This window comes from Paenibacillus sp. 01T443 (assembly GCF_056398325.1).
The window spans coordinates 90191-109991 of sequence record NZ_JBFTPE010000008.1; the positions used below are offsets into that span (position 1 = coordinate 90191).

A 19801-nucleotide genomic window follows, 5' to 3' on the forward strand; every position below is an offset into this window, starting at 1 on the left:
TCCGCTAGTCGCATCTTTCGTCAAAACTTCCGCCGGGCGGAAGCACCGTTTGACAAAATTGACCTGCGTGCGTTTTTAACACCGTGAATTAATATACCATAAATATATACTGCTTGCAACATTCGTTTAAGAAAAGATAGGTTAACTATTTTTTTTACTAGAGGTTAAAGCATCAGCTTGTTCTTTCGTAAGCGGTTCACCGGTTACAATAGCAATAGCAGCATCAGCCGTTATGTTTTCCTGAAACAAAAAATAACCGGCGCGAACCAGCTGCTTGGATTTTTTCATTTTATTAACGAACACTGCTTGGTCTTCAATAATGTTTTGGGATGCGAGCAGCTCTGCCGTTTTTGACAGACCTAAGCCTGCTTCTATTCTGATCACATGCTTAACAGGAGCCTTTTGTTCTTGTGAAACAGTTGGATTAATTTCGTTTTTGTCCGACTTGCTTGACTCTTCTTTCACTGGCACTGCGGTTGCAGTCGGCTTTGACTGCGAATCCTCCACCCCAGTATTGATCTCTTGGTTAAGCTGCATGGAATCGCGCTCAGCCTTTAACAATGTATCGACTTCAACTTGCGTGTACGATTTCTCATCTGCCGAACTATCTTTTTCATTCAGCCTTTGCCGGCTCTGTTCACCAGAGAGCATAAGCTGAAACAACAAGGCTCCAATAATTATGCCCGTGCCTAACCCGAATAAAAAAGTGCGATTTTTAAGCATGGGCGGCCCCCTCTTGCTTAGCTAGCTGAATAATAAGTTGTACTTCACCTTTGTTCATACCGAGTTTTTTGGAAATGATCTCAATCGATTTCCCTTGCTCATATAGCACGAATAATTCCTTATATCTTGATTGAATCGTTTTCGGTTCGGGTGCAGCTTCCTTTTCCAGCTCCGGCTRCTCGATTTCATGCTGTTGTTGTTTAAACGTATCTACAGTAGGTGCTGGTGCTGGAGTTTCCCCCTGCCTCCCTGTTGGTCCGCCAACGGAGTGAAACAATTGCAGCTGTTCGGTAAGCTGTTCACATTTTTTCTCCAGCTGGGCAATTCTTTGGTCTTTGAGTGAAGCATCCGTTTTTGATTCTAGTTGAGCGTTTTTTACTAAAAGGACTAGTTCTTCATTGTCCTTCTCCATATTTTCCATAAACTGCTCTAACGCGGTCTCCATGTTTTGCATGGCTTGCGACGGTAACGCTGTATCCTGCTTCTTCCGAGGCATTACAAAGGCACCAACAATTACAACCGCTCCGAGTAATACAATATATTGCAAGTATGGCTGCATCGTTCATAGCCTGCCTTTCAAATAAAGCCTTGTTTTATAACTTAATATCAACCCTATGCCCTTTAAATGGATGAGCAGGGGGATGCTCTTCCACATGATCCTCGGGTGCTGTTTCTAATTGTTTGCGCCTTGCCCTTTGATAGGCATTCCCCTGCTGCCTTTCTTGATCATTACGAATATGTGCTCCGTTTGATTGTTCCACGGCCGTATTCTTCCCACGCAAAAGATCGGTTTGCTTCGTTGTTTGAGCAGCTAACATATTTTGATCTACGACTGGCTTATGAATAGCTTGACCATGCTTACCGCTAAACTCTTGCGTTCGTGGTACTGACATTTGTAAATCAATGGATTTAAATGTCAAAATTGCTCACCCCTTTCGACCATTGACAAGGCGCGGCATTAATTAGAATATGGAACTAGAACGATATCGCCTTCGGAATATCGAAAGGATACACGTTGTGATGAATCCTTCACAAATTTCGTGTATCTGCCAATAACAATCTTTGTCCCGCCAAATACAATATTGCTAACGTCAATCTTCGAGCGATCCGTGTTCTCGAGCGTTCTCTCAATCTCAAGAATCCGAGTTTTTGTTGCATCATTTTCAAGCAGAGTCTGGCGCTTGGATGTCGTTAATTTGATTCTTAAAGCTAGCTTTTCAGGCGTGAGCTGTCCTGCCGCTGCCAGCTGGTCGAGGATAGTAAGCGCCTTATCCGTCTTGTCCAAATTGTCCATATATTGTTTCAGTCTTGTTCGCAGATCCTGCAGTTCTGTCCGGTATTCGGGATTAACTCCAACCTCTATCGTCGTAGCCGTTGACATTGAGTTTCCGATTGTCCGTGCGCTGACCATATCGCCAGCCTGCACAAGCCCACCCACTATTAATCCCTTTGCGCCAGAGCAAATAACATTTTTCCCCGCTCTTACATGAGAATGCATAATGCTTTGAGACACAAGAACCTCTTCGCCGGCTATGACATTTCCTTCCTGGATGAAGCTGCTTCGCACGTTGCGTCCTGCCTTTACAAAGCCCTTATTGCCTCCCAAAATGCCACCTGTTATCTCCACAGAGCCTTCTGATTCAATTTCTGCTCCTTCAACACCGCCAATCACTCGTATATCCCCGGATGCTTTAATGCGGAACCCGCTGAGAACATTGCCTCGAATGACTACCGTACCAACAAAATCAATATTTCCTACGCTGTAATCGACATCGCCGTTTACTTCGTATACAGGAAATACATTGATTTTCTCTTTTTCCGTCAATGCAATGAGACCGTCTATGGCAGAATACATAGCAGTCTGCTCATCATTCAAAACGACATTCTTGCCTACTTTAAAGCGAACATTCTTACCTGTCTTCGGAGGAATATCTTCACCCGTGACCGTTTTACCGAAAGGACCTGGCGTTGGCTCATAGCGTTCCGCAATCAATTGTCCCCGTTTTACATTTTTCAGCTGCACAACCTCTTTGAAATCGACCTTACCATCCTCAAGCTCGGTTGGGGCTTGGTTGTTCTTATTCATATCGTACGCTAGCTTCACATACCCATCCTTACCAGGTAAGGGTGCCTCCCCTTGAGCGATAAGCGTCTGCTCTCTACAATACGCGAGAGGATTAGTGCCAATCTGATTCAGAACTTCTTTCCGAAGACCATAAACGATTCCTTTGCTGCGCAAGAAACGCTCTAACTCATCGCCATTACATTCGAATTCATCTGACATCCTGCTAAATGATATAAAGGCAGACAGCTTATCGGCTGATGTCTGAATGCGTAGAAATGATTCTAATTGTAGATTATCCACCTGACTCCTCCTCTCTTAATGCTGCATGAGTTGATCTTTATGCTTAGCCAAAGCTCCTCGCAGCCGTAAAATAGCTTTTGAATGGAGCTGGGAAATTCTCGACGGTGATAGTGACATTACTTCCGCAATTTCACTCAATGATAATTCCTCATAATAAAACAGGGAAACGACGGTGCGTTCCTTTTCCGTAAGGCGGTCAATACCTTTAACTAATGATTCCTTTATATAAAACTCATGTACCTTGTGGTCCGGGTTTTTTGCTTTGTCATCGACGAGAAGAGACATTCTTGTTTCTGATTCCTCTTCACGAATGGGATCTTCAAGAGAGCAGACTGTCGTAACCGCGATATCCTGAAGCATATTCGTAAATTCTTTCTCAGACAAATCTAGATATTTGCTTATCTCAGCATCCGTTACGGAACGCAAATATTGCTGCTCTAAATGCTGATAAGCCTCTTCGACTCTTTTCGCCTTTTCACGAACGGAACGCGGAACCCAATCTCCTTGCCGTAGGCCGTCGATGATCGCACCGCGGATGCGCCAAGAAGCATACGTTTCAAATTGCAATCCGCGGCCGTAATCAAACTTCTCAATCGCATCAATTAGTCCCATTACACCGTTGCTTGCAAGATCGTCTTTGATGACGTTTTTGGGAAGACCGATAGCCATTCGATTCGTTACATAATCTACAAGCGGCAAATATTGTTCGATAAGACTTTTCTTAGCTTCCAAATCGCCCTGTTCTCTCCAGGCTTGCCACATCTGCAAGTTTGTCAAATGAGGGGGTTTCTGCTCAATCATCGACTCACTCTCCTGTCAGGTGACGAATGGCTTTAACCAATTCTTCAGGCTGTGTATTTTTTGTAGATAATAATTGTGGTGGGCTCAGTGGCTTAAAGCCGGCAGCATCTTTATTCTGAGCAAATGCTTTTGGAGCAACTGCCCTATCCTGCAGCTGTGATTTTAACATATCATTTAGATCATCAGACTCGTCTGGCGTTTGCAGATCAAGCTGCGTGCCTCTACTACTTTCATCTTCCGCTAAATCGCCTACAATTGAAGGAGGCTTAAGAATGTATGCCAATATTGCTCGCACTCCAAAAGCTAGAACAAAAAAAGCGATGAAAGCATACATACTTCTAAGCAGCATAACAATAATCGGATTGTTTCCGATTGAGAAAGCTACCGTCAGCACGGTGCCGAAAATTCCAAATACGACATTCCATCGCCATGTTCCCAGCATATCAAATCTCCTTTGTTCCAAACTGCACACTTCTTATCAATAGCATCCCGCTTACACTGCTAAATTCAATCGTCCGCCCGAAATTCCCGCCCGTATCTTGCGAAATGATTGGGATTTTAAATCTGCGAAGTACTTCTGTACAGGATTCCACGTTGCGAGGCCCAATTCTTAAAGAATCCGTATGCCCCGACATGGCAAACATTTGTGCGCCGCCAGCCATTTTTGCTTTCATGCTCACAACGTGTGCACCGGCTGCCAACATTCGATCAAGCAGCTCGGGTATGGCTGTATCTGCATACTTAGCCAAATTCATTTTGGTCTCACGGGCAATTTCTGAAGATGGCAGCATCACATGAGCCATTCCGGCTATTTTCCGTATTGGATCATACAAAGTAAGTCCAACACAAGATCCTAATCCGGTCGTTTTGAGTACCGCTCCATCTGTTGCAATATTTAAATCAGCCATGCCGACTTTGACCAAAGTTTGTTGTATCATTCGCTAACGACTCCCAAAGCCCTAAAAATTTTCTCAAACGACTCCGGATCTGGAATGAGGAAGAAGTGTCCTTCAAGCGATTGACGATCCTCCAAAAATGTCGTTTCGATTAATAGGGCCGAGTCTCCCATTTCACCGTACTGCATTAAGCCATAGCTCAGTACGGCTCCTGCCATATCAACTGCAATTGCAGGAACGGATGGTGCCATCGATAATTGCGTGAAGTCAGCCAAGGAGGAAAGATAGGAGCCAGCCAATATATTACCGATCTCGCAAAGCGCTGACAGCTCCATTTCCGAATATCCCTCTTGCTCTTCGATATTCATTGCCAGAAGCTGACGTAAAATGCGCCTCGCAGATTCTTCCTCTATAATGAAGAACATATTACCAGGCGCTTCCCCTTCCACTCGGAGAAAAACAGCAATGACGATTTGCTCGGAGCCGCCCACACGATCAGCGATTTCTTCAAATGGAAGCAAGCTAACCTTTGGAACAGCCATATCCACGGGTTTGTCCAATAAACGCGATAATGCAGTAGCAGCGTTACCTGCCCCAATATTGCCGACTTCTTTCAAAACATCGAGCTCGAAGGCTTCAAAGCGGCTAAATAGACTCACTTGCTAAACCTCAAGCTGTTCGATTTGAATGATTTCGTTCTTGTTCAATACCTCAGACAAATTGAGCATGATGAGAAGTCGACCTTCACCAAGCTTGGCAATGCCTCTTAAGTATTTAGCTTTAATGCCTCCGACAATTTCGGGCGGCATGTCGATGGAATCCGTATCGATGTCGATAACATCATTTGCGGAGTCAACGATAAAACCAACCTCGATGTCAGCTACGGCAACAACTATTATTCTTGAATTTTCTGTCGGCGTTGTTTCTGAAAGGCTAAACCGCCCGCGAAGATCAATGACAGGAACGACTACGCCGCGCAGGTTAATAACCCCTTTGATAAAAGTCGCTGTTTTTGGGACGCGTGTAATTGGAGATAATCTTTCAATCGTGCGGACCTTATCTACTTCGATTCCATATTCTTCGCTTCCAAGTGCAAACACGATAACCTTTAATTCTTCTCCCATCGTAAAAACCTCCCTATTTGATAAGCGCATTCGGATCAATAATTAGTGCGACATAACCATCGCCGAGAATGGTTGCTCCGGAAACCGCATCGATGTTTGTTAAATATTTACCCAAAGTTTTAAGAACGATTTCACTTTGACCGATAAATTCATCAACCATGACTGCAGCCCATTTTTCGCCTTTGCGCACCACGACAATTTCAGTCTCATTCTCATCGTTTTCATTAAAATCAGGAGAATCAAGTACTTTGCTTAGTGATACTAAAGGAATGATTGCATTTCTAAACTCAATCATCTTATTGCCGTGTACATTAATAATTTGTTCCCTGCGAATAATGCCTGTTTCAACGATTGAAGATAACGGAATCGCATATTTTTCCGAGCCCAGCTTGATCAGCATAGCCGAAATGATAGAAAGTGTAAGCGGCAGCTGTACGGAAAACTTAGTGCCTCTGCCAAAAGCAGAGTCTATCGTTACGTTACCGCCTAACGAAGTGATTTTGGAACGTACGACGTCAAGACCTACTCCGCGACCTGAAATATCCGAAATCTTATCTGCAGTACTGAAGCCTGCTGCAAAAATCAGCATATTAATTTCATCTGGAGACAATAGCTTCGCTTGCTCTTCGGTAACGACACCATTTTTAATCGCGGTTTTAAGCACACGTTCATGATGAATTCCGCGGCCATCCTCTTCGACTTCAATAAAGACATGGTTCCCGCTGTGATAAGCACGCAAGTAAATTGTCCCTGTCTCTGACTTGCCTGCTGCAATCCGCTCATCAACGGTTTCAATACCATGATCAACTGAATTTCTCAACAAATGAACAAGCGGGTCGCCGATTTCATCGATTACAGTGCGGTCGAGCTCCGTATCCGCTCCTGTAATAACAAGATCAATTTTTTTATCAAGCGATTTAGCCAAATCTCTTATCATACGCGGGAATCTATTAAATACGGAATCAACTGGCACCATGCGCAGCTTGAGCACGATACTTTGCAAATCCGAGCTAACACGCGTCATATGCTCTACTGTTTCTGTTAAATCATTGCGTTTGATTTCACTTGAAAGCTGCTCGAGTCTTACCCGGTCGATAAGCAATTCACTAAATAGGTTCATAAGTGTATCGAGTCTCTCAATATCCACTCGAATGGTTCTTGATACGTTGGCAGGCACAGCTTGAGCAGCAGGAGCTTGTCCCTTGGTAGCGGCTTCACGCGGCGTATCCGTCTTAACAGATGCCTGCGCAGCAGGCGCAATCTCCTCGACCGCTTCCACTGCAGCTGCGGCATTTGATTGGCTGAGCACAGCCAATGATTCAGCATCGAGCTGAGTCACAACAGCGGATTCAATTTCCGAAATATTAAGAAGCTGAGCTTGAAGGTCTTCCTGCGTCAAGCGGCAAATCGTAAAAACAGTGAAGGTGAAATCAAATTTTTCCTGCTCGATATCTTGTACCGACGGATCAGATTTAATTACTTCACCGTTACGTTCGAGTAGATCAAACACCATATAGGCACGTACCGCTTTAAGCATGCAATTATCACGGATTGCTATCTGAATGTGATATACTTGATGGCCAATTTCAATCGATTGCAGCAATATGGAAGATTGGAACTCATCCAGCAGCATCGCCCCTGATGCGCTTGGAGTTGCGGTATTTGGCGCTTTAGCAGCTACGGTAGGTGCTGCCATCGCATTGCTTGCACTATAGTCGCTCTTCAATATGATTTGAAGTGACGCAACAATGGCTGTGACGTCTGCTTTACCGGTACCACCGCCTACGATATCCTGAACCATCGCTTCGAGTGCATCTAGCCCTTTGAACAAGGTGTCAAAAATAAAGCTGTCCATTTTAAGCTTGCTATTGCGAACAAGATCCAGCACGTTTTCCATTTCATGCGTCAGTGCAGCCAAATCTTCAAAACCCATAGTAGCTGACATCCCTTTCAGCGTATGCGCTGATCGGAAAATGTTTTGAACGATACTAAGCTCCTCTGGCTCGCTTTCCAGTCGAAGCAAATTTTCATTTAAGGATTGCAGGTGATCATTAGATTCATCGATAAACATCGATAAATAGGCATTCATATCCATTTCCTAGCACCTCCTGTTAGTATGTTTAAGCGATTGGAGCCTATTTATTTCATCACTGCTTGCACGAGTTGTGAAGCAATGTCTTGAAGCGGCAATATTTTGTTGACACATCCTGCTTCAACGGCTGATCTTGGCATACCGTAGACGACACACGTTTCTTCTGCTTCTGCAATGGTCGTTTCTATGCCAGTCTCTACTAGAAGTTTCATACCCTTTGCCCCATCGCTGCCCATACCCGTCATGATAACAGCATGACGTTTAAGTTCTCGATATGGCGTCAATGATTCAAACAAAACATCCACTGATGGGCGATGACCGTTTCGTTGCGGTTGCTCAGTGAGCAAAATCGTGAAGCCTTTCGAATCTTTGCAAAGCTCCATATGAAATCCGCCAGGCGCGATATATACAACTCCAGCACTCACTCTCTCACCTTGCTCTGCCTCAACAACATGAAGCTCGCTAAAACTATCAAGTCGTTGTGCAAGCGATTTTGTAAATCTAGGAGGCATATGCTGTACGATAAGGACAGGAGCTGGGAAGTCAGCCGGCAAGGAAGTAATGACCTCATGCAGCGCTCTTGGGCCTCCTGTAGATGTGCCAATCGCTACGATATGCTTGAAAGTCGATACCGAAGACAATCCTTTTCTAATTATAGGCGGCTCAGTTTGCTGAGGCTTTACATCAGGCTGCACGGTTTTGCCGACTGATTTACGCGTTACAACCGTTGACTTTGCTTCGTTAGACGCAACTTTCTCAGGCTTAGTTTCTTTTTGTTTTGTATGTAAAGGGGGTGCCAATCGCTGCGGCCTTTGCTTGCTATCCTCTTTCGGAAACAATGGTTTGTCCCGATCTTTAATTGGAGTAAGCAGCGGTGCAAGTGTTGGCTCCACTTGTTGTACGGGCTTTTCTATGACTGCAGCTAATTCCTGTTTGGCTTGAATTAAAATATCGATGACCGACTCGTGCTTTTCACTGATAGTAATTGAAGGTTGATGCCGCTTTGTTAAAACGGCAATACGTAATTTTTCAAGTAAAAAATCGCCAACCTGGTGAATATCATTTGAAATCGCGCTAGAAGGTTTTCTAATAAAGTCAAAAGCTCCGAATTGCAGCGCTTTAATGGTTTCTCTCGTGTTATCTTCGCTAATTCCCGAAAGCATAATAACAGGAGTCGGATTTTCTTTCATAATACATTGCAATGCTTCGATTCCGTTCATCAAAGGCATTTCCAAATCTAATGTAACGGCATCCGGTTTCCATTCGCGAACCGCTTCTATGGCTTCTTGTCCATTGGCTGCGGTAGCAACAATCATAAACTGAGGATCTTGAACAATTAGATCACTTATAATCTTCCTCATGAATCCGGAATCATCAACAACAAGCACGCGATAAGGAACCATAATATTTCCTCCTCACTTTCAAAGGATTATCTTGAGAGTCTGAACATTTTATGCAAAAATCCTTTGACTCCGCCGCTTGGCACCGAGCTCTGTGGGATTTCCAGAAAATGCTTCGCGATCCGATCAATGGCGATCGAAGCTTCGCTCCCCGGGTATGCCACAGTAAACGGAATTTGTCGTTTTACAGCTTTAGAAACGTTCGGATCATCTGGTAAAATACCTAAATGAGGCAAATCTGATTGTAAAAATCGCTGGGATACCATACTGATTTTTTCCGCGGTCTGCTTCCCTTCCCGCGTATCGGTAGCACGGTTGACCACTAGTTTGAATTGAACGTCTACTTCCATGGTTTTGACCATTTTAATTAAGGCATAAGCGTCTGTTATTGACGTAGGCTCAGGCGTTGTTACCACAATCGTTTCCTGTGCGGCAGTTATAAACTTAACGGTTTCCTTCGAGAGACCGGCACCTGTGTCAAACAATATAAGATCATATTTGCCATGGAGCTTGTTAATCTCATCCGCAAACCGATCAAGCTGCTCCGTGGATAGGTCCATTAGATCTCGAAATCCGGAACCGCCTGCGATAAAATGAAGTCCCTCAGGGCCCTCCTGCACGATTTCCCAAATCGTTTTTTCTTGTTTAAGAAGGTGATACAAATTGTAAGTGGAAGACACACCCATAAGCACATCAATATTCGCCATGCCAATGTCTGCATCAAAGACGAGCACTTTTTTCCCTAGCCGCTGAAGTGACAAAGCGAAATTCAGGCTGAAATTCGACTTACCGACACCGCCCTTCCCGCTTGTGACCGTTACGACCCGAGTCATTCGTCCTTCTTCTTGCTGCTCTTGCTGCTTGACTAAATTACGCAACGCTTCAGCTTGATCCATCATGGGGCATTACTCCTCAGAAGCTGGCGGATGTACGGTTCAACTTGAAACTTCTCAATATCGTCTGGAACGGTTTGGCCGCTTGCCATATAAGTCGGAAGCAATTCGTAATTCATAATCAGATTAAATATGGCTCCATAAACCGATGTTTCATCAAGCTTCGTGAAAAGCACTTTTTGAACGCCATACTTGCAAAAATGTTCTGCGACCGCAGCCATATCCCGTGTTTTTCCGGTCATGCTAAGCACCAGCACCGTTTCACTTGGTTCTGATGTTTGAAGCAGGCTGTTCACTTCAGAGACATGAAGTTCGCTGCGGAAATTCCGTCCTGCAGTATCCATGTAAATCAGTTCACGCTCTTTCAGTTGCTTGAAGGCGCGTGGCAAATCCATTTGCGAAAATACAACCTCAAGTGGTACGTTCAAAATGTTGGCATAGGTTCTGAGCTGATCCACAGCCGCAATTCGGTATGTATCAGAAGTAATAAAACCGACTTTTTTACCATGCTTGATGGTTTGCTCTGCAGCCAGCTTTGCAATCGTAGTTGTCTTGCCTACACCAGTTGGCCCGACAAAATGAACCACCCTTACCTGATTGCTAATTCCGCTGCCGCTGTAGGGTTGAAGCCATTCTTCAAGCTGCGACGCAGCATGCTCCCAGACCTGTTCTTTACTAAACTCGCTGCCTGCTTCTGTTTGCTTGTCCATGATTGCTTGGAGCAGACGATCAATCCATTTCGTTTCCATCTCTTGCTCGATCAAGTGTTCGTTAAGCCTTATCAAATGCTCAGACATAGCTGCGGCTTGCGTTTGTTGTTTGGATAATTTCACCATATATTCTCTTAAATCTCTGATCTCATCAATGATAAACTGCTCACGTTCGCTGCTGTGCTTCGGATTCGCGACAGGAGGTGCAGCGGGCGCCTCCATTACGGCTGTGGCTGTCCGCTGTGCCGTTTGCAAAATTTGCTCAACCGCGGCATCTACTTGTGGGTTCGACACCCGCTGAGGCTGCGCTGGAATATTCGCTTGATTTGATTCAATGGCGGCTATAACCTCCATCTTTTTCTTGCGAAACATTCCCATAAAACCGCCAACCTTAATTTCTTTCGTGTTTAAGATCACAGCGTCTTTGCCAAGCTCACTCCTGATCAATGTCACAGCTTCTGGCAATGCATTCACCACATAACGTTTTACTCTCATAAATTCACCACCCCGACGCTTTGAACTTCGATGTTGGGTTCAAGCTCACTGTAAGAAAGCACAGGCACATCTTGCATGGTTCTCTCTACAATTTGTCTCAAATACATTCGGATTGTAGGTGATGCGAGCACGACTGGCTGTTGACCGGATTGAATTTGACGATTTACATGCTCGTTCAGCTTCTGATAAATCTGCTGAGTTGAAATGGGATCTAACGCGATATAGCTGCCTTGATCCGACTGCTGAACGGATTCAGCGATTTTCTTCTCAAGCTGAGGACCTACCGTAATTACGCGCAGGGTATCGCTGCCCGATGAGAATTGCTGCGTAATTTGTCTGGACAATGATTGCCTCACATACTCGGTTAAAATATCCGGATCCTTCGTATAATTCCCGTGGTCTGCTAACGCTTCAAAGATAGTAACTAAATCTCGTATGGATACCTTCTCACGAAGCAGCTTAGACAATACTTTCTGTACGTCACCGATCGTTAGAATCGATGGAATTAACTCGTCAATGAGTGCAGGATAAGATTCTTTTACGTTTTCAACAAGCTGCTTCGTTTCTTGACGACCTATCAGCTCATGGGCATGACGTTTAATAATTTCAGTCAGATGAGTTGCCACTACAGATGGAGGATCGACTACAGTATAACCGGATAGTTCAGCCCTCTCCTTCATCTGCTCATCAATCCAGATGGCGGGCAAACCGAAGGCGGGCTCCGTTGTTTCTATCCCCACTACCGAATCGTCCTCAAAACCCGGGCTCATCGCTAAATAATGATTAAGCAGCAAGTCACCGCGAGCAACGGTATTTCCTTTGATTTTAATCACATATTCATTTGGTTTTAATTGAATGTTATCCCGAATTCTTATGACAGGAACGACGAGTCCCAGTTCTAGCGCACATTGCCTCCGAATCATGATGATTCGATCAAGCAAATCTCCGCCTTGCTGCGTATCGGCAAGCGGGATCAGTCCGTAACCAAATTCGAATTCGATAGGATCGACCTGCAAGAGACTTATTACGCTCTCCGGGCTGCGAACCTCCTCAATTTGTTGTTCTTCAACAAGCATATCTTCTTGCTCCTGCTGCTTGTGGATGGCCTTCTGCATGTACCAGCCACCAAAAGCAAGCATAATCGCAAATGGCCAGGTTCTGATCGGTCCAATCGGTGTAAGACCGAGCAAAGCAATCGTCCCTGCGGCAATAAACAACAGCTTAGGATATTTGAAAAGCTGTGCGGTAACGTCTTCTGCCAGATTGCCATCAGATGCTGCTCTCGTAACAATAAGACCCGCGGCCGTCGAAATAAGCAAAGCTGGTATTTGGCTGACGAGACCGTCACCGATCGTTAAGATCGAGAACGTGGAAAGCGACTCGCCAAAGCTTAAGTCATGAATGGCCATACCGATAATAAATCCGCCGACTAAGTTAATGACAAGAATGATGATGGACGCTATCGCATCACCTTTTACGAATTTACTGGCACCATCCATAGCGCCATAAAAATCTGCTTCCCGTTCGATTTTGGAACGGCGTGCTTTCGCTTGTTGTTCGTTTATCAGGCCAGCGTTCAAATCAGCATCGATACTCATTTGTTTACCCGGCATCGCGTCCAGCGTAAACCTTGCTGCAACCTCTGCTACACGCTCAGAGCCTTTCGTAATTACGATAAACTGAACGACTACGAGAATGAGGAAAACAATGAAGCCGATTGCAATTTGTCCTCCGCCAACCCAGCTGCCAAAGGTAGCAACAACTTCTCCGGCTTCCGCATGAGATAAAATGTTTCTTGTTGTTGATACGTTTAGCGCTAGTCGGAACAGGGTAGTAATTAATAAAATTGCCGGAAATATGGAGAAATCGAGCGCTTCCTTTGTATTCATTGCGATAAGCAAAATCATCAATGCGATTGAAATGTTCAATATAATTAGAATGTCTAGTAGTAGGACTGGGATCGGGATTATCATCATGAGCACAATTCCAATTACGCCAAACAGTACTACAAAGTCCTTTGCTTTCATGACGCCGTCTCCTCCCGTGGTGTTATGATGATTTTACTCGGCCCTTCATTTTGTATACGTATGCTAGCACCTCGGCCACAGCTTGGAACAGGTCTGGAGGAATGACGTCTCCGATTTCGGCTCGTTCATACAGCGCTCTGGCCAGTGGTTTATTTTCCATTGTGACAACCCCGTTTTCTTTTGCTATTTCTCTAATGCGAAGCGCTACATGATCCATCCCTTTTGCTATGATCCTTGGCGCCTCCATTTTCGTTGCATCGTATTTCAATGCGATAGCGAAATGGGTTGGGTTGGTAATAATGACATCCGCTTTGGGCACCTCTTGCATCATGCGCTGCATAGCCATTCTTCGTTGACGCTCCCGAATTTTCCCTTTTATGAGAGGATCGCCTTCAGATTTTTTGTATTCATCTTTTATATCTTGCTTTGACATTCTTAGGCTTTTGTTATGCTCATAGGTTTGATAGAAAAAATCGGCTAACGCAAGAGCGGTAAGCACAGCTCCGATCTCAATGCCAAGCTTAACGGTCAGTCCTGCTGTAAAGGTGAATATTTGTTGTATAGGAAGGCTTGCTAATACTAATATGCGGTCCCAATCCTTAGAAATGGTCAAAAACACGAGAATGGCAACGATTAGGAGTTTAAACACGCTTTTCAAAAATTCCACGACTGTCCTTGCCGAGAAAATTTGTTTAAAGCCGTTAAGTGGATTTATCTTATCTAATTTCATTTTGAGAGGATCACCGGTTAATAGAAACCCGAACTGTACAATGTTGCCTAAAATGCCGATCAGAACGGTTATTGCAAAGATCGGTAATAAAATAAGCAGAAGCTCAATCGTAACATCGGTGAAAAGCGACATAATATTTCCCGTTGTTAAATCCATCAAAAGCCAGTCTTCAAACAAATTTCCAAACATCATCATGATATGTTCTTTGAAATAGCCGCCTAGCATGATGAACCCCATAAACATAAACAACAATATAAAAGAGCCTGGCAGGTCTGAAGATCTGGCTATTTGACCTTTCTTTCTTGCCTCATCCTTTTTCTTTGGAGTGGCCTTTTCCGTCTTTTCCTGACTGAAAAGCTGGAGATCAAGCTCTAGCCGGTAATTATGCACGAAAGCATCCTCCTATGGCCCTTCAGGCGGCGGTCCTTGCACGATACCGAATAACTGCTCCAAAGAATCAAACATTATGGAAAACAATCTTTCAAATATCCCAGCAAGACTTGGCATTAACAAAATAAGCAAAAACATGCCAATAATGAGCTTGAGCGGAATTCCGATTACAAAAACATTGAATTGAGGAGCAGTTTTAGTCAAGAAACCTAATCCCACATCCGTCAAAAACATGGCTACAATAAGCGGCGCTGCTACTTGTATGGCTAATAAAAATGTGTTTCCAACCATTCTCGTTAAAAAATCCGTCACGCTGCCACTCATCAACCTGCTGAACAAATCATTGGATAAAGGCATCCATTGATAGCTGTCCATGAGCCCTGTCAATAAAAAATGGTGGCCGTTCATCATCAGAAATATAACGATAATTAACATGTACTTGAAGTTGCCGAGCAGCGGAGCAGAAGTGCCTGTATGAGGGTCTACGATGTTTGCCATTGCAAATCCAACTTGTAAATCCATAAAGGCGCCTGCCGTTTGAACCACTGTGAAAAACAAGTAAACAACATAGCCCATCATTACGCCGACCAATATTTCACGAAACAGCACCAGCACGTACTCTGCGTCCGGAACAATCGTTTGCTTCATTCCATACGTTAAGAAAACGATAAATGAAATGAAAAATCCAAGTCCGATCTTGAAAACATTCGGGACACCACGTGATGAAAACACAGGCGCTACGACGAAAAACGCAGTTATTCGACAAAAGATTAACAAAAAAATAGGAAAACCTTGTACGATCGCGTTCATCCGCTCACAACCTAACCGATGTAATTATGAAGATTATTCAGCAGATTGTAAGTGAAGTCGATAACCGTATTGAGTATCCATGGGCCAAAAATAATGATGGACACGAAAACCGCTACAATTTTCGGAACAAAAGCCAGCGTCTGCTCCTGAATCTGAGTTGTTGCTTGAAATATGCTGACGATTAACCCTACGACCAAAGCAAGAACGAGCATTGGCGCACTGGCTTTCAAAACCACGAATACAGCCTCTCCGGCTAATCCGATAATGAAATCAGTACTCATCGAACGTCCCTCCCTGCTAGTATCACGTGTTGAAGCTTAACAATAAAGATTTTACGATCAAGTACCAGCCATCCACTAATACAAAGAGTAGTAATTTAAAAGGCAATGAGATCATAACCGGCGGCAGCATCATCATCCCCATCGCCATCAACGTACTTGCGACAATCATATCGATGACTAAAAAGGGAATGAAAATCATGAAGCCCATTTGAAAAGCCGTTTTGAGCTCGCTAATTGCATAGGCAGGAATTAATACCGTGATCGGAATATCTTCAAAAGAAGCTGGCTTCTCCGTTTTGGTGTAATTCATGAAGAGCATCAGGTCTTTTTCTCGCGTGTGAGAAAACATGAATTTCTTCATTGGCACGGAGGCTTCTTGAAAAGCCTCTGTTTGCGAGATTTGGCCTTTTAGATAGGGCTGAAGCGCAACCTCGTTTACTTGCGAAAAGGTTGGTGCCATTATAAAAAAGGTTAAAAACATGGCAAGACCAATGAGCACCTGATTGGGCGGCATTTGCTGCGTTCCAAGCGAGGTTCTTACAAAGCCTAGAACGATAACAATTCTAGTAAAGCTAGTCATTAGCACCATAATAGCCGGGGCGACGCTTAAAACAGTTATCAATAGAAGAATGGATAATGCGCTTGTATCAGGTGTTTCGCCATTCCCGTCACCGATATTGATGGATATGTCGGGCAAAGGCTCTGCAAAAGCCTGCGTATGTACGAACATCGCAAGAAGCTGTACAGCAACGATTGATATCCACCATTTATTTTTCATCGTCCATCAACCGTTCATTTGATTTAGAGTCATGCAGTAACGATTCCAATTGTTGTTTGCGGTCTGCTTGCTGACTAAGCTTGTTATGTAGCAAATCTTGAAAAGAGGATGCTTTGTTCCATTGCTCATTTGATGGCTCAGGCTCGTTCTTTTTGTTCCGATCCCTCACCTTATTCAGCAGTTGAGTAACAAGATCTTTTGACCAAGCTGACTCCTGCTGTCGTTCAAGTGAAGCGATAACAGCGTTCACTTGTTCAGGATCATCGAGTTTATCAATTAAAGTAATGTTTTCACCGACACCTACGATATATATCCGTCCCGCAATTTCAACGACTTGGAGCGAATTGTTTTGTCCAAGCGCAATGCCGCCGAGTGAACGAAGCGATCGATTCGTTCCCCACATGCGGTTGCGCTGAGACAGCCATTTAATAACAAAAATAATCAACACGATGACGATGGCTAGCGAGATGATCACCCATACTAAGCTGCCTGCCAGATCCTTCGAACCTGTAAACACCATCTGCTCATCATTGTTTGCGCTGCTGCCGTCTACAGCAGCAGCCGCAAAACGAGGCCATATCGCCATCCCAAGTGCAGACACCATTGAAATGCGCGAAGCTATGTTAAACATAATATCTAACCGTTATCCGAGTGTTTTCTTGATCGCTTCAATTACGCGATCGGCTTGGAACGGTTTAACGATGAAGTCCTTTGCGCCTGCTTGAATCGCATCAATTACCATTGCTTGTTGACCCATTGCTGAACACATAATTACTTTAGCATTGCCATCAAGCTTTTTAATTTCCTTCAACGCAGAAATACCATCCATCTCAGGCATTGTAATATCCATTGTTGTCAAATCCGGTTTTAGTTCCTTGTACTTCTCAACCGCCTGGGCGCCATCTTGGGCTTCACCGACGACTTCGTAGCCGTTCTTTGATAAAATGTCACGAATCATCATGCGCATGAAAGCTGCGTCGTCTACGATAAGAATGCGGTTTGCCATCTTTTTATCCTCCTAGGATGCTATTGTAATTTTTGAATGCGGTCCCATTGGCTTACGATATCCGTTACGCGAACACCAAAGTTTTCATCGATAACAACAACTTCGCCTTTGGCAATCAGTTTATTGTTTACTAGGATGTCAACCGGTTCACCAGCTAGCTTGTCCAGCTCGATAATCGAACCTTGTGACAGCTCCAAAATATCTTTTATCTGCTTCTGGGTCCTTCCTAATTCTACCGTGACCTTAAGCGGTATGTCGAGAAGTAAATTGAGGTTTGTTTCGTCCGGTTGAATAAAGGGCGCATTGCCAAAATTAGCAAATTGAACAGGTTGTACATTGACATTACGATTAGCTGCATGACCGTATGTATGCGGTCCTGGCGGCTGCATAGACATATCATAGCCAGCTGCCGGAGTTTGGTACTGTGTAGGCGGCATTTGCTGCATTGGAGACGCCATATTCATTTGCGGCGGAGCAGCGTTCATATAAGCCGCCGCAGCAGTTTCCTGCATTGCTATAGCTTGTTGCGCCACAGGCGCTGTAGGGGCCGCTTGAGTAGCTGTAACAGGCGCTGGTGCTGCAGGCTCATCTACTACACCCATTAAGATATCTACCATTTGTTTTGCAAATGGAATTGGAAGAAGCTGCATAATAGTAGAATCGATAAGATCGCCAATTGTCAAACGAAACGAAATTTTAATAAACAAATCTACCGGTGGCAAATGGTCCATGCCATCTCCGTTATTCACATCCAAAATATCAATGCCTGGAGGTGAAATGTTAACGAAACGGTTGAAAATCGTTGACATCGATGTGGCAGAAGAACCCATCATCTGATTCATGGCTTCTTGTACCGCACTGATATGAATTTCATTAAGCTCTTCAATAGTAATGTTGTTACCATCTCCGCCAAGCATCAAGTCAGCAATGATTTGAGCATCCTTTGTTTTAATAACCAAAGAGTTAATACCTTGGAACCCATCTACGTACTGCACGCTTACTGCAACATGCGGTTTAGGGAAAATGTCTGGCAGCTCTTCTTTTTTTACAATGGTAACTTGCGGAGTCGTAATATCGACCTTCTTGCCAAGCAAAGTCGATAATGCAGTCGCAGCGCTGCCGAACGTAATATTCCCAATTTCCCCGAGTGCAGACTGTTCCATTTCAGATAAGAAGTCTGAAAGCTGAGATCCGACCTCAGAGGTCTGTTCCGGTTCCGGCTCAATGGAGGATTGACGAAGCAATGCATCAATTTCCTCTTGAGACAAATAGTCTTTACTCATCATAATCTTCTTCCACTCCCTCAACGACAATCTCATCTACTTGAACAGCTATCCGATCCTTTACGGAGCCTGGACTGCCAATGAACTTAAGCTTATCTCCAACTTTAATTTTCAGACCATCATTGACCGACTTATTGAGTGAAATGACATCGCCGATATTCAAACCAAGGAATTCTTTTATCGTAAGCGATGATTCACCAAGCTCAGCTACAATCGGAAGTTTAGCTTTGTTTACCCGCTGCTCCAGAATTTCAACTTCTTCAGGCGCACGAGCCTTCTTCTGCGACACAAACCAATGATGTACAGATAGTCTGGACATTATCGGTTCAATGACGACATGGGGGATACATAGGTTAATCATACCCGTGGTGTCGCCAATTTTGGTGCTGAATGAAATCAGAGCTATCGTTTCGTTAGGAGATACAATTTGCATGAATTGCGGATTAGTCTCCAAAGCTTCAAGTCTCGGAGAAATGTCGATGATCGTTTTCCATGCTTCCTGCAAGCTTTCAAACGTTCGACTAAAAATACGCTCCATGATAATCGTTTCAATCTCTGTCAGGTTGTTGATCTTGGACGGCGCTACACCTTGTCCGCCTAACATTCGATCAAGCATGGCATAAGCCACGTTTGGATGAACCTCAAGTACCATTCGACCTTCCAGCGGCTCCGCTTCAAATATGTTCAAGATCGTCATCTTAGGAATCGAACGTATAAATTCGTCATAAGGCAATTGCTCGACCTGCACGACATTTATTTGAACAAATGTGCGAAGTTGCGCTGAGAAATAGGTTGTCAAATATCGCGCGAAGTTTTCATGAATCCGTGTCAAGCTCCTGATATGGTCCTTCGAGAAGCGAACGGCGCGCTTGAAATCATACAAACTGACTTTGCGTGTCGTCTCTTCCTTTTTTAAATCCTCTGCATCCATTTCACCGGAATCCAAAGCAGCAAGTAGCGCATCTATTTCATTTTGCGATAAAACATCAACCAAATA

22 protein-coding genes are annotated in these 19801 nt (G+C 44.1%); all 22 read right to left on the minus strand.

The window, feature by feature from the left end; all coding sequences use genetic code 11:
• Positions 1–141: 141 nt before the first annotated feature.
• From AC1DLI_RS14120 to fliM, 22 genes are read right to left on the minus strand one after another with little or no spacing between them, the layout of a single operon-like run.
• On the minus strand, positions 142–723 hold the full coding sequence (locus AC1DLI_RS14120) for a hypothetical protein (protein ID WP_477603556.1): 582 nt from the start codon (positions 721–723) through the stop codon (positions 142–144).
• On the minus strand, positions 716–1282 hold the full coding sequence (locus AC1DLI_RS14125; RefSeq protein ID WP_477603558.1) for a DUF6115 domain-containing protein: 567 nt from the start codon (positions 1280–1282) through the stop codon (positions 716–718). The genes AC1DLI_RS14120 and AC1DLI_RS14125 overlap by 8 nt, the downstream gene beginning before the upstream one ends.
• Positions 1283–1316: 34 nt before the next feature.
• Positions 1317–1643, minus strand: a complete 327-nt coding sequence (locus AC1DLI_RS14130; protein WP_477603560.1) for a hypothetical protein — start codon at positions 1641–1643, stop codon at positions 1317–1319.
• 38 nt (positions 1644–1681) lie between these two features.
• Positions 1682–3088 carry a DUF342 domain-containing protein gene (locus AC1DLI_RS14135; RefSeq protein WP_477603562.1) on the minus strand — a complete coding sequence of 469 codons (1407 nt, stop codon included), beginning with the start codon at positions 3086–3088 and terminating at the stop codon, positions 1682–1684.
• A 15-nt stretch (positions 3089–3103) separates the two neighbouring features.
• Positions 3104–3889 carry a FliA/WhiG family RNA polymerase sigma factor gene (locus AC1DLI_RS14140; protein ID WP_477603564.1) on the minus strand — a complete coding sequence of 262 codons (786 nt, stop codon included), beginning with the start codon at positions 3887–3889 and terminating at the stop codon, positions 3104–3106.
• Between the two features lie 4 nt (positions 3890–3893).
• The gene (locus AC1DLI_RS14145) at positions 3894–4331 is read right to left on the minus strand and encodes a hypothetical protein (RefSeq protein ID WP_477603566.1); all 438 of its coding nucleotides are present in this window, start codon (positions 4329–4331) and stop codon (positions 3894–3896) included.
• A 1-nt stretch (position 4332) separates the two neighbouring features.
• A complete protein-coding gene (locus AC1DLI_RS14150) occupies positions 4333–4827 on the minus strand; it encodes a chemotaxis protein CheD (protein WP_477603568.1) in 495 nt (164 codons plus the stop codon).
• Entirely contained in the window at positions 4824–5444 is a 621-nt protein-coding gene (locus AC1DLI_RS14155) for a chemotaxis protein CheC (RefSeq protein ID WP_477603570.1), read from the minus strand. The genes AC1DLI_RS14150 and AC1DLI_RS14155 overlap by 4 nt, the downstream gene beginning before the upstream one ends.
• Before the next feature lie 3 nt (positions 5445–5447).
• Positions 5448–5909, minus strand: coding sequence for a chemotaxis protein CheW (locus tag AC1DLI_RS14160; RefSeq protein ID WP_477603572.1), 462 nt, complete (start codon positions 5907–5909; stop codon positions 5448–5450).
• A 13-nt stretch (positions 5910–5922) separates the two neighbouring features.
• A complete protein-coding gene (locus AC1DLI_RS14165; protein ID WP_477603574.1) occupies positions 5923–8004 on the minus strand; it encodes a chemotaxis protein CheW in 2082 nt (693 codons plus the stop codon).
• A gap of 44 nt (positions 8005–8048) precedes the next feature.
• A complete protein-coding gene (locus tag AC1DLI_RS14170) occupies positions 8049–9404 on the minus strand; it encodes a protein-glutamate methylesterase/protein-glutamine glutaminase (protein ID WP_477603576.1) in 1356 nt (451 codons plus the stop codon).
• Between the two features lie 26 nt (positions 9405–9430).
• A complete protein-coding gene (locus AC1DLI_RS14175; RefSeq protein WP_477603578.1) occupies positions 9431–10300 on the minus strand; it encodes a MinD/ParA family protein in 870 nt (289 codons plus the stop codon).
• Positions 10297–11499 (minus strand): flagellar biosynthesis protein FlhF, encoded by a 1203-nt coding sequence (flhF, locus tag AC1DLI_RS14180; RefSeq protein WP_477603580.1) that lies wholly within the window; start codon positions 11497–11499, stop codon positions 10297–10299. The genes AC1DLI_RS14175 and flhF overlap by 4 nt, the downstream gene beginning before the upstream one ends.
• A complete protein-coding gene (gene flhA, locus AC1DLI_RS14185) occupies positions 11496–13526 on the minus strand; it encodes a flagellar biosynthesis protein FlhA (RefSeq protein WP_477603582.1) in 2031 nt (676 codons plus the stop codon). Before flhA ends, flhF begins: the two co-directional genes overlap by 4 nt.
• 22 nt (positions 13527–13548) lie before the next feature.
• A complete protein-coding gene (gene flhB / locus AC1DLI_RS14190; protein WP_477603584.1) occupies positions 13549–14646 on the minus strand; it encodes a flagellar biosynthesis protein FlhB in 1098 nt (365 codons plus the stop codon).
• A 12-nt stretch (positions 14647–14658) separates the two neighbouring features.
• On the minus strand, positions 14659–15456 hold the full coding sequence (gene fliR / locus AC1DLI_RS14195; RefSeq protein ID WP_308994547.1) for a flagellar biosynthetic protein FliR: 798 nt from the start codon (positions 15454–15456) through the stop codon (positions 14659–14661).
• 11 nt (positions 15457–15467) lie between these two features.
• Positions 15468–15737, minus strand: coding sequence for a flagellar biosynthesis protein FliQ (gene fliQ, locus AC1DLI_RS14200; protein WP_053375731.1), 270 nt, complete (start codon positions 15735–15737; stop codon positions 15468–15470).
• 22 nt (positions 15738–15759) lie between these two features.
• On the minus strand, positions 15760–16515 hold the full coding sequence (gene fliP / locus AC1DLI_RS14205) for a flagellar type III secretion system pore protein FliP (protein ID WP_477603587.1): 756 nt from the start codon (positions 16513–16515) through the stop codon (positions 15760–15762).
• Complete coding sequence (locus AC1DLI_RS14210) at positions 16505–17101, minus strand: flagellar biosynthetic protein FliO (RefSeq protein WP_477603589.1); 597 nt, start codon at positions 17099–17101, stop codon at positions 16505–16507. The genes fliP and AC1DLI_RS14210 overlap by 11 nt, the downstream gene beginning before the upstream one ends.
• A gap of 57 nt (positions 17102–17158) precedes the next feature.
• The gene (locus AC1DLI_RS14215) at positions 17159–17521 is read right to left on the minus strand and encodes a response regulator (protein ID WP_028611027.1); all 363 of its coding nucleotides are present in this window, start codon (positions 17519–17521) and stop codon (positions 17159–17161) included.
• Between the two features lie 20 nt (positions 17522–17541).
• Positions 17542–18807: a flagellar motor switch phosphatase FliY gene (gene fliY / locus AC1DLI_RS14220; RefSeq protein ID WP_477603591.1), complete on the minus strand. Its 1266-nt coding sequence runs from the start codon at positions 18805–18807 to the stop codon at positions 17542–17544.
• Positions 18797–19798 carry a flagellar motor switch protein FliM gene (gene fliM / locus AC1DLI_RS14225; RefSeq protein WP_308994550.1) on the minus strand — a complete coding sequence of 334 codons (1002 nt, stop codon included), beginning with the start codon at positions 19796–19798 and terminating at the stop codon, positions 18797–18799. Before fliM ends, fliY begins: the two co-directional genes overlap by 11 nt.
• Positions 19799–19801 lie beyond the last annotated feature (3 nt).